1 protein-coding gene is annotated in these 1320 nt (G+C 63.7%); it reads right to left on the bottom strand.

Annotation, left to right across the window (positions count from 1 at the left end; all coding sequences use genetic code 11):
• Positions 1-138 precede the first annotated feature (138 nt).
• Positions 139-1254: an IS5 family transposase gene (locus MTBSS4_RS18725; protein ID WP_173984891.1), complete on the bottom strand. Its 1116-nt coding sequence runs from the start codon at positions 1252-1254 to the stop codon at positions 139-141.
• Positions 1255-1320: the final 66 nt, after the last annotated feature.

Raw genomic sequence — 1320 nt, 5'->3', positions numbered from 1 at the left:
CAGGGTGCGGAAAAAGGTCGCCTCACGGCGGCGATCCTGTCCGTTTCGCTCGAAAACGAGCGTTTTGACGGGTTTCCCGGCCGCTTTTGCGGCCATTTTGCCCGGATCCGCCCATTTTCAGGCGGAGTCCGGGTATGCTCAGGCTGCCGCCAGCAGCTTCGGCAGCCTCACCAGATTACAGGCGGCGGTGGTCAGAGTGAAGGTCCAGCCGACACGCTCGTTACCGCAATGGCGCGTCTTGCGGATGCCGCCGCAGGTTTTCATCCAGCCGAAGGCCTCCTCGATACGCTTGCGGACGCGTTGGCTGACGGCGTAGCCGGGATGGCGGGTGGTGCGGCCGTCGATGGCCGAGCGCCGATTGCTGGTGTTCTGCGCCACATGCGGCGTGACCTTGATAGCGCGCAGCTTGGCGATGAAATCGGCCACGTCGTAGGCCTTATCGGCGGCGACGGTGATGCGGTGGCGGCCGAGCAGACGCCCGAGCATGGTCAAAGCGGCTTCGCGTTCGGCCGTGCCGGTGGCGTGGGTGAGCGTAGCATCGACGATCAGGCCGTGGCGGTTCTCCATCAGCACATGGCCCATGTGGCAGAGTTTGGCGCCCTGACCGGAGGACTTCCGGTACAGCCGGGCATCCGGGTCAGTGGTCGAGGCATGGGTGTCGTTGCTGCGCTTCTCCCCGTGAAAGTCGCGCTCGGCATTGCGCCCCGTGGCTTTCGGATGCGCGCTATTCGGGACGCCGGGAGCGGTGTTGTCGCCCTTGGCATCATCCTTCGGTTTGAAGCTCTTCATGCTGGCCCAGGCCTCGATCAGGGTGCCGTCCACCGAGAAGTGATCCTCGGACAGCAACGCCTTCACCCGCGGCTGGTTCAGCACCGCCGCCATGAACTTGGCGGCGACATCTCCGGCCAGCAGCCGCTCGCGGTTCTTGGTGAATACCGTCACATCCCAGATCGGCGCATCCATCGACAACCCGACGAACCAGCGGAACATCAGATTGTAGTCGAGTTGCTCCATCATCTGCCGCTCGGATCGGACCGAGTAGAACGCTTGCAGCAGCAACGCCCGCAGCAGCTTCTCCGGGGGAATCGACGGACGGCCGATGGGGGAATAGAGCTTCTCGAATTCCGGCGAAAGCACCAGCAGGGCCTCGTCCACGATCACCCGGATAGGCCGCAGCGGATGATCCAGCGGCACTCGCGCCTCGCAGCTCACATACGAGAACAGACTCTCCGTCCGAACATCGTCACCGCGCATCTCTGCCCCCCTGAACGTCTCAGGCGAATCGAATCACGACCAGACGTCAGACGGAAGCCTTTTTCC

Source organism: Magnetospirillum sp. SS-4 (assembly GCF_902729425.1).
GTDB lineage: Bacteria > Pseudomonadota > Alphaproteobacteria > Rhodospirillales > Magnetospirillaceae > Phaeospirillum.
Note: the sequence above shows the minus strand (reverse complement) of the source record. Positions and strands in the feature narration are given on the sequence as shown.